Here is an 8,921-nt window from a genome sequence, read left to right as displayed (position 1 = left end):
GCGTGCCTGACCCGTACGCACGCCGAACGCATCCGCACGGACGCCCTGTTGCGGCGGGTGGCGGCCGTCGCGGAAGGTACCGGCGGCCGGTCCGTCCTGCCGCGCCGCCCGGGCCCCCGGCGCACGGCCCTCGCCGCGGCGGCCGCCACCGTGGCCGTCGCCGCGCTCGGCTACGGCGTCAGCACGCGCGCCGGCGACGACGGCCCCGGTTCGGCACCCGGCGGCCGGGGCCCCGGCGGCACCGTGACCGTCTCCGCCGCCTCCTACGGCGCCGGTGAACTGCGCACCGACCGGGACGTACCGGCCGCCTACCGCCTGCTGATCGTCGAGACGGCGCACGACTGCGACCGCGAGGAGGTGAGCCCGCCCCTGATCGCGGCCATGCTGAAGGTGGAGAGCGACTTCGACCCGGCCCTCGCCGACCCCGCGAGGAACGAGTACGGGATCGCCCGCTGGACCCCGAGCGTCCTGCGCTGGTGGATGAACGAGGACGGAACCCCCGGCGAGGAGGTCCCCGAGCCCCCCTTCCCGCCCGCCGAGTCCATCCCGGCGATGGGCCGCTACCTGTGCTGGATCACCCCGCGCCTGGACGCCGGCCTCCCGGGCGACCGCCGGGTGCTGATCGCCGTGGCCTACCGGACGTCGTACGACAAGGTGAACGACGCGGGCGGGGTTCCCCCGAAGTACCGCGACTACGCCGCCCGCGTCGCTCACCACCTCAAGGAGTACACGCCGCCGGGAAGGAAGTGACCCTGAGAGTTGCGAGGTACCGCGCGGCGACCGTCCCGGGCACGGTGTGAGCACACCGCTCCGGCGGTACGACACCGACGTTCATGGGGGAACAACAGTGGACATCATCAAGCCCGCCGCGCTGCTCGTCGCGGCATCGGCCCTGGTCGCCGGCTCCACGGTCGCGGCCACGGCCGCCGCCGACCCGGCCGACACCCGGGTGACCGCGCTCCAGCAGGCCGCCGACGAGGTACTGGCCGACAAGCCGGCGCCACTGCGCGTGTCCGCCGACGCGGTCCGGTACGAGGGACTGACCGTCACCGAGGCGCCCAGGACCAAGGGCGCCCAGGACCTCGCCTGCGACTACGGCCACCTGTGCATGGTCGTCAAAGGCACCAAGTTCGACTTCTACAAGTGCCAGACGTGGAACCTCACCAACTGGACCGGCGACGGCCCCTTCACCAACAACCAGACGCGCGGCACGGTCGCCAAGTTCTTCAACAAGGACGGCAGCGTCCGCTGGACCTCGACGGCCTACCAGGCGGGCACGGCCACCTGGGACCCGATCTGGTCGCTGCGCCCCTGCTGATCCGCTGATCCGCGCGCGTGAGCGTGCCTGACCGGGAGGCCCCCGGTTCCCTCCGCGGAGGGGGCCGGGGGCTCTTCCGCGCCATCCACGCCCTCTGCGTCCGGAGCCGGAGCCCACCGACCCGCCGACGCGTCCGAATGCTTAGGTTGCCCTCACTCGCCTCCCGTACGCTGCCAGTTGTTGGACTGGGGAATGTTGACCCCGAGCAATCGGGGGAGGGGGACGACTCCATGTACAGCGTCATCGTCGTGCCGCCGTCGTGCGGCAGTGTGGCCGACCAGTTGAGGATCAGCGCGGGCGAGAGCATCGAGTTCGGCAGGACCGAGCCGAGCGGCGGAGGACTCGCCATCGCACACGCGGGGGTGCCCCGGGTCGCCGGGGAGATCGCGGCGCACCGGACGTTCTGGCTGCTGAGCAATCTCAGCGAGGACCAGACCTATGTGGTGGAGAACCCGGAGGGCGCCGGCGAGCACATCAAGGTCGCTCCGGGCCGCGTGGAGGCGCCCGTACCGTTCGAGCTGGCGCGCGTGACCCTGCCCGCCGCGGGTGACCTGCTCAGCTTCGACGTCTGGGCACCGCGGCACGCCTTCCGCAGCGTCGAGCGACGGGGTCTGGAGGGGGCCGGCACCGTCCCGGCGTTCGCCCTGGACCGCACCAAACGGTACTTCGCGGTCCTGGCCGCCCTGTGCGAGCGGCGCCTGCGCGGAGAGCCCCGCGCCCCGCTGCCCGCCGTCGAGGAGATAGTGGAACGGCTGCGCCCGAGCTGGCCCAAGGTCAGCCGCTCCGCCGTCTACTGGAACATCGACTACCTCGCCGTCAAGCTGCGGCTGAGGCCCGGCCCGGACACGGCCGAGCCGGGCAGACGCACGCACGGCAAGAAGGAGTCCCTGGCGTCGCTCGCCCTCCGCTTCGACCTGGTCCGCGAGGACGACCTGGTCGTCCTCGCCCCGGCTTCGAGCGGAGCGGCACGGTGAGCGGGCGGCCGTACGCGGTCCCGGTGCCGAAGGGATACCGGATCGGGCCGTGGGAGGTACGCGAGCCGCTCGCGTCCGGCGCGTTCGCCACGGTCTACGACGCGACCCGCGCCGTCGACGATGGCGAGCTGCCGCGCCGGGCGGCGCTGAAGTTCCTGGCCACCGGCACCCGCACCCCGCGCCAGCTGCACCACCTGCGCGACCTCGCCGAACGCGAGGTGCAGTTACTGCGGCGGCTCCGCTCCCCCCGGCTGATCCGGATGTACGACACCCTGGCGGTCGACGACCCGGACCATCCCGAGCTGGACGGTGCCACCGTCCTGGTGCTGGAGCGGGCCGAGGGGTCCCTGGACGCCGTACTGGCCCGGACGCCGTCCCCGGATGCCGGACCCGCCCTGCTGGCCCAGATCTGCGAGGGCCTGCACCAGCTGCACCACGCCGGCTGGGTGCACGGGGACCTGAAACCGGCCAATGTCCTGCTGATGGCGGACGGTTCGGCCCGGCTCGCCGACTTCAACCTGGCCGCGGAGATGGAAGGCACCCACGCCTACGCCCCCGCCTTCGCCACCCCGGACTACACCCCGCCCGAACTCCTGTGGCCCGAGGTCGACGAGCGCGGAGCGCGGATCCGCCCCTCCGCCGACGTCTGGGCCTTCGGCGTCCTCGCCCACGTGGTCCTGACCGGCGAGTTCCCGCTGCCCGGCGGCACCTCGGAGGCCCGCTCCGACGCGGCGACGCGCTACGCCCGCGGCCGCGAGGAACTGCGGCTGTCCCCCGGCCTCCCGGACGGCTGGCGCGAGATCATCTCCGACTGCCTGGCCCGTACGCACGAGGAGCGGACCGGCCGCACCGCCGGCACGGCCTCACTCCTGCGCCGTGTGGAGCGGGTCGCGGGAACGTCCCCCGCCGCCCGCCTGCCGAGGCTTCGGCCGTACCGTCTGCGGCGCGCCGCCCGGGTCGGCGCCCTGGCCGCGGTGGCGTTGGCGGCGGCCACGGCTTCGACGATGTACGCGGCGCGGGAGGACGACGAGCCGACGTACGGGTACCACCGCTGCCCGGTCGCCTCCGTCTGCTTCTTCAGCGAGCCCAACGGCGGAGGTGACATGTGCAGTTGGGACAGGAACGACGCGGACTGGCTGTCGGGGTCGGACACCTGCATGTGGACCCGGGACGGGCCGGTGAAATCCATCTTCAACAACAGCAGTGACGACTCGACAGGACTCGGCGCCGTGGCGTACTTCCGGGGCCGCGACTTCACCCCGGTCGGCGAGGACGTCACCCGGGAGAACTCCCGGAACCGCACCGGCTGCACCTCCCAGCGCAACCAGGGGAACCTGGCGGGTACGTACGCCCCGCTGTCCCACAAATGGATCGCACGCTGCTGACACGAGGAGCCGGACCTCCGGCGGGCTGCGGCCGCCGTCGTGTGAAGCGCCGCCCCGAGACCGACGGCGCCACACGGGGCCGGCGGCCTGTGCCGTCATGCAGCGTGCGATCAACCGCTCCTCCCACCGGTGGGAGGACAGCCGCGGCCACATCCTCACCTGAGTCTCGGCTCGGCGACCGCCGCAGAGGCCGACCCTGCAAGGTTCGAGGTTCCGCGGACCGGCTTCCACGACCAGAGTGATGCCTGCGCAACCAGTAATACACAAGGGGAGGACATCGCATGATCAGGAAGAAGATCGCGGCCGTGCTCGGTGCCGCGGCACTCGCGGGACTGGGCGTCGCCGCCACCGCCACACCGGCGAGCGCGGCGTGGAGCGACTGCGACTCCGGAGCTCTGTGTGCCTACCTGTCCGACAACGGCGGAGGCACCCCCGGCCAGGTGTTCGGCACCAACTCGGACCTGCTCCAGTACAACAAGTTCAACAACGCCGAGTCGCTCTACAACAACGGCAACAGCTGCGACGCCCACATCTTCGACGAGACGAACTTCGGCGGCAACAACTTCATCCTCGGCCGTGGCTGGGCGATCGGTGACCTCGACGGGGTCTACAACGGCACGTACGCCGACGACGTCGCCTCCAACAAGTGGGTGTGCTGACGCCATGCGCAGACTGCTGTGGCTGACCGCCGCAGCCTTCCTCGCCGCCGGGTGCTCCGAGTCGCCCGGCGGCGAGGCCGCGGCGGAGAAGCAACCGAATCCCCGCCCTCTCGGCGGCGTGCTGCACTACACCGCGGCGGAGTCCGCCGCACTGCACCGTGCCGAGGAGCGGGAAGTGCGGAAGTGCATGGCGAGCCGCGGGCTCGACTACGACGCGATACCCGTCGGCGATGTCCAGCGCGGGGCGGCCGAGAGCCCCTACGGCCTGCTGACGCGGAGCAGCGCGGCCCAGGACGGCTACGGCCTGACCGTGGAGAGGCTGAGGAAGCCCCCGGCCGACCCGAACGCCCAACGGGTGTCGGCGCTGGCCGAGCGTGACCGCCGCGCGTGGGAGAGGGCACTCAAAGGGGCTGCGGACGGGCCGCGCGAGAAGATCGAGCTGCCGAGCGGGCCGACCGTGTCGGTGCCCACCGACTCCTGCGTGTTCGATGCGCGCCGGGCGCTGTACGGCGCTTCCTGGGAGCGGAACCACTACACCCTGCAGGACCTCCGCAACACGATCGTGGGAGACACGCTCGACCACTCCCTCGTGAAGTCGGCGGAGCGGAAGTGGGCCGCGTGCATGCGGGACGAGGGCTTCCGGTACGAGAACCGCGAGGACCCGCTCAAGGCGTTGAGGAAACGGCTCGACTCCGCCGGCTCCGACCCGGCCGCCCTGCGAGCCACGGGGCGGGAGGAGCTGAGGATCGCCGTCCGGGACGCCGCGTGCCAGGTGGAGGCCGGTCTCGCCGAACAGGTCTCCCGGGCCCAGAAGCAGGTGGAGAAGGCGTTGCCGACCACGCGCACCTCCCTGCTGGAGGAGTTCCGTGCGGCACGGGACAACGCGTTGCGGCGGGCGGGAGCGCAAGCGGCTTCGACGGCGTGACGGGCAGGGAGACGACGGAGGGCGTCCCGGTGCCGGTGCACCGGGACGCCCTCACTGCCGCTACCGGCTGTCGGATCAGTGGAAGAAGTGCCGCGTCCCCGTGAAGTACATAGTCACGCCGGCCTTCTTCGCCGCCTCGACGACCAGCTCGTCGCGGACCGAACCGCCGGGCTGGACCACGGCCTTCACGCCGGCCGCGGTGAGGATCTCCAGGCCGTCCGGGAAGGGGAAGAAGGCGTCGGAGGCGGCGTACGCCCCCTGCGCCCGCTCGGCGCCCGCGCGCTCCACCGCCAGCTTCGCGGAGTCGACGCGGTTGACCTGGCCCATGCCGACGCCGACGGAGGCGCCGTCCTTGGCGAGGAGGATCGCGTTGGACTTGACGGCCCGGCACGCCTTCCAGGCGAAGGCCAGGCCGGCCAGGTCGGACGGGGAGAGGGCCTCGCCGGTGGCAAGGGTCCAGGTGGCGGGGTCGTCGCCGTCGGCCTGGAGGCGGTCGGTGACCTGGAGGAGGGCGCCGCCGTCGATGGGCTTGACCTCGACCGGGGCCGCGGGGGCCTCGGGGGCGCGCAGCACGCGGATGTTCTTCTTCTTGGCGAGGGCTTCGAGGGCGCCGTCCTCGTAGTCCGGCGCGACGATGACCTCGGTGAAGATCTCGGCGACCTGCTCGGCCATCTCCTTGGAGACCGGGCGGTTGACCGCGATCACGCCGCCGAACGCGGACAGCGGGTCGCAGGCGTGCGCCTTGCGGTGCGCCTCGGCGACGTCCGCGCCGACCGCGATGCCGCACGGGTTGGCGTGCTTGATGATCGCGACGCAGGGCTCGGCGTGGTCGTACGCGGCACGGCGGGCGGCGTCCGTGTCCGTGTAGTTGTTGTACGACATCTCCTTGCCGTGCAGCTGCTCGGCCTCGGCGAGGCCGCCACCTTCGGGGGAGGTGTAGAGGGCGGCGGGCTGGTGCGGGTTCTCCCCGTAGCGCAGGGTGTGCGCGCGCTCGTACGTGGCACCGAGGAAGTCGGGGAACGACGAGTCGTCGACCGGGGCGTACTCGGCGGCGAACCAGGACGCGACGGCGACGTCGTACGCGGCCGTGTGCTGGAAGGCCTCGGCGGCCAGGCGCTTGCGGGCGGCGAGGTCGAAGCCGCCGTCCTTCACCGCGGAGAGCACGTCGGCGTAACGGGCGGGGCTGGTGACGACCGCGACCGAGGGGTGGTTCTTGGCGGCGGCGCGGACCATCGAGGGGCCGCCGATGTCGATCTGCTCGACGCACTCGTCGGGGGTGGCGCCCGAGGCGACGGTCTCGCGGAACGGGTAGAGGTTGACCACGACCAGGTCGAACGGCTCCACGCCCAGCTCGCCGAGCTGCTGCCGGTGGCTGTCCAGGCGCAGGTCGGCGAGGATGCCGGCGTGCACCTTGGGGTGCAGGGTCTTGACGCGGCCGTCCAGGCACTCGGGGAAGCCGGTCAGCTCCTCGACCTTGGTGACGGGGACACCGGCGGCGGAGATGCGGCCGGCCGTTGATCCGGTGGAGACGAGTTCGACGCCCGCCTCGTGGAGCCCTCGCGCGAGCTCCTCCAGCCCGGTCTTGTCGTAGACGCTCACGAGCGCGCGACGGATGGCCCGCTTGTTGCTCTCGGCGGTGGCGGTCACTGGATAACTACCTTTCGTCCCTCAATGCGATAGCCGTTGCGGGCGAGCCGCCCCACGACATCGACGAGCAGCCTTCGCTCGACTTCCTTGATGCGCTCGTGCAGAGCGCTCTCGTCGTCCTCGTCCCGGATCTCCACCACGCCCTGCGCGATGATCGGCCCGGTGTCGACGCCGTCGTCGACGAAGTGGACGGTGCAACCGGTGACCCTGGCGCCGTACGCGAGCGCGTCCCGCACGCCGTGCGCCCCCGGGAAACTGGGGAGGAGGGCGGGGTGGGTGTTGACGAACCGCCCCCCGAAGCGGGCCAGGAACTCCTTGCCCACGATCTTCATGAACCCGGCCGAGACGACGAGGTCCGGCTCGTGGGCGGCGACGGCCTCGGCGAGCGCCGTGTCCCACGCGTCGCGGGTCCCGTAGTCCTTGACCTTCCGAACGAACGTCGGCAGCCTGGCGCGCTCGGCGCGGGCCAGCCCCTCGATGCCCTCGCGGTCGGCGCCGACGGCGACGATCTCGGCTCCGTAGGCCTCGACGCCGGTGGCGGCGATCTCGTCGAGGAGCGCCTGAAGATTGGTGCCGGATCCGGAGACCAGCACGACGAGGCGCTTGGCTCGCTGGGCCACGGGCTTGGCGGCCACGGTGGGGGCCTTTCTCGGGGGGAGCTGGTCTGTGCGGTCGGTTTCGTACGGCCGACGGTTGAGCACGTTCATCGGTTTGTGCAGTCATACGAATGCTTCACGCCCCGGGATACGGGGAAGTCTACGAAGCGGCCGACCGTCAGCAACGATACCGGCACACCGGACGGCCCCCTCGGGACGGGGGCGGGGCCGGGAGGTAGCGTCTGCGTGGAGCCGGCCCGGGAACGCCGCCTGCGCGTCACGCGTTCACCAGTCGTGCCGACCGGTACGCCCGTTCCACCAGATCGCCCGTTCACTGTCGCCAAGGGGAAGACGCTCACTTGATGCCGGACCGCAGCCTGCGACTGCTCACGCTCCCCCAGCAGTCGGCGCAGCCAGGGGAGCGCAGCACCGTGTTGCTGCGGGAGCGCCCCTCTTCACCGCCCGACACCCCCTCGGACCGGGCGGACGGCGGTGAGCAGGACGACGCCACCGAGAAGGACAATCCGTTCGCACCGCCCCCGGAGGGCACGCCGGACCGCCCCTGGCAGCCGCGGCACCCGTCGGGCGACGGCGGCGATTCCCGGGGGGAGGGCGGACGTTCTCCGTGGGGCCGTCAGTGGAGCGACCGGCAGCCCGGCCGCTCCTCCGGCGGCTTCGGCGAGCGGCCCGGCGGTTCCGGTTCCGGTTCCGGCCCCGAGGGGTCGGGCGGTGGCACGGGTCCGCGCTGGGACCCGACGGACCCCGCCCAGCGGCGCGCCCGCTATGCCCTGCTGTGCGGCATGTGGGCCCTCTTCTTCGCGCTCTTCACCTGGCCGTACGTGGCCCTGCTGCTCGGCGCCCTGTCCCTGTACTGGGGCATCAGCGCGCTGCGCGCCAAGCCCCGCGCCGCCTCCGACCCGGACACGCCGGCCCCGCCCGCCGACCAGACCGGCCGCCCGCAGCGGACCGCCGCGATCAGCGGCCTGGTCACGTCCTCCTTGGCCATCGTCCTGGTCGCCGCGTCCTTCGGCGCACAGCTGGTCTACAGCGACTACTACACCTGCCGGAACGACGCACTGACCAACGCGGCGAAGCAGAACTGCGAGACCCACCTCCCGGAGCAGCTCCGGGACCTGCTGGGCACGGAGGACTGACGCCACCTTCCTGACGCCGGGCGCGGCGATGTCAGCCCGTCCGGCGCTCGAGGCCTTTCAGCCCGTCCGGCGCTTGAGGCTCTTCAGCCCGTCCGGCGTTCGAGGACGAGGCCGTCCAGGCCGAAGCCGGGTCCGGGGGCGCAGCCCCCAGGGGTGGTGGGAAAGGCAGGGGCGGCGGGGGGCGGCGGGGGCGAGAAAGCCACTGCGGCGACACCACGCCGGCACCGCTCAAGGCACCCGCGACGGCCCCTGCTCAGGGGAGT

The 8,921-nt window shown here is 72.4% G+C and carries 8 protein-coding genes and 1 pseudogene; 7 read left to right on the top strand and 2 right to left on the bottom strand.

Features of this window, described 5'->3' with window-relative positions; genetic code table 11:
• From EBH09_RS39175 to EBH09_RS22600, 6 genes and pseudogenes are all read left to right on the top strand, one after another.
• Positions 1 to 750 (top strand): annotated as a pseudogene (locus tag EBH09_RS39175) (protein kinase); the annotation flags it as partial.
• Positions 751 to 847: 97 nt separating this feature from the next.
• Positions 848 to 1,318, top strand: coding sequence for a hypothetical protein (locus EBH09_RS22620; protein WP_121748778.1), 471 nt, complete (start codon positions 848 to 850; stop codon positions 1,316 to 1,318).
• A gap of 230 nt (positions 1,319 to 1,548) precedes the next feature.
• Positions 1,549 to 2,292, top strand: coding sequence for an FHA domain-containing protein (locus EBH09_RS22615; RefSeq protein WP_121748777.1), 744 nt, complete (start codon positions 1,549 to 1,551; stop codon positions 2,290 to 2,292).
• Entirely contained in the window at positions 2,289 to 3,677 is a 1,389-nt protein-coding gene (locus EBH09_RS22610; RefSeq protein WP_121748776.1) for a protein kinase, read from the top strand. Before EBH09_RS22615 ends, EBH09_RS22610 begins: the two co-directional genes overlap by 4 nt.
• A gap of 281 nt (positions 3,678 to 3,958) precedes the next feature.
• Complete coding sequence (locus EBH09_RS22605; RefSeq protein WP_121748775.1) at positions 3,959 to 4,336, top strand: peptidase inhibitor family I36 protein; 378 nt, start codon at positions 3,959 to 3,961, stop codon at positions 4,334 to 4,336.
• Between the two features lie 4 nt (positions 4,337 to 4,340).
• Positions 4,341 to 5,261, top strand: coding sequence for a hypothetical protein (locus tag EBH09_RS22600; RefSeq protein ID WP_121748774.1), 921 nt, complete (start codon positions 4,341 to 4,343; stop codon positions 5,259 to 5,261).
• Between the two features lie 75 nt (positions 5,262 to 5,336).
• On the opposite strand, the gene purH is transcribed toward EBH09_RS22600, so the two are convergent.
• Together purH and purN are read right to left on the bottom strand one after the other, a co-directional pair.
• Positions 5,337 to 6,908: a bifunctional phosphoribosylaminoimidazolecarboxamide formyltransferase/IMP cyclohydrolase gene (purH, locus tag EBH09_RS22595; RefSeq protein ID WP_121748773.1), complete on the bottom strand. Its 1,572-nt coding sequence runs from the start codon at positions 6,906 to 6,908 to the stop codon at positions 5,337 to 5,339.
• A complete protein-coding gene (gene purN, locus EBH09_RS22590; RefSeq protein WP_121749496.1) occupies positions 6,905 to 7,543 on the bottom strand; it encodes a phosphoribosylglycinamide formyltransferase in 639 nt (212 codons plus the stop codon). The genes purH and purN overlap by 4 nt, the downstream gene beginning before the upstream one ends.
• A gap of 323 nt (positions 7,544 to 7,866) precedes the next feature.
• Between purN and EBH09_RS22585 the strand changes: the two genes are divergently transcribed.
• Positions 7,867 to 8,658, top strand: coding sequence for a hypothetical protein (locus tag EBH09_RS22585; protein WP_121748772.1), 792 nt, complete (start codon positions 7,867 to 7,869; stop codon positions 8,656 to 8,658).
• The last annotated feature ends 263 nt before the right edge of the window (positions 8,659 to 8,921 follow it).

Source organism: Streptomyces sp. E2N166 (assembly GCF_003671715.1).
In the GTDB taxonomy this organism is placed as follows: Bacteria; Actinomycetota; Actinomycetes; order Streptomycetales; family Streptomycetaceae; genus Streptomyces; species Streptomyces thinghirensis.
This window is presented reverse-complemented; position numbering and strand designations above follow the sequence as displayed.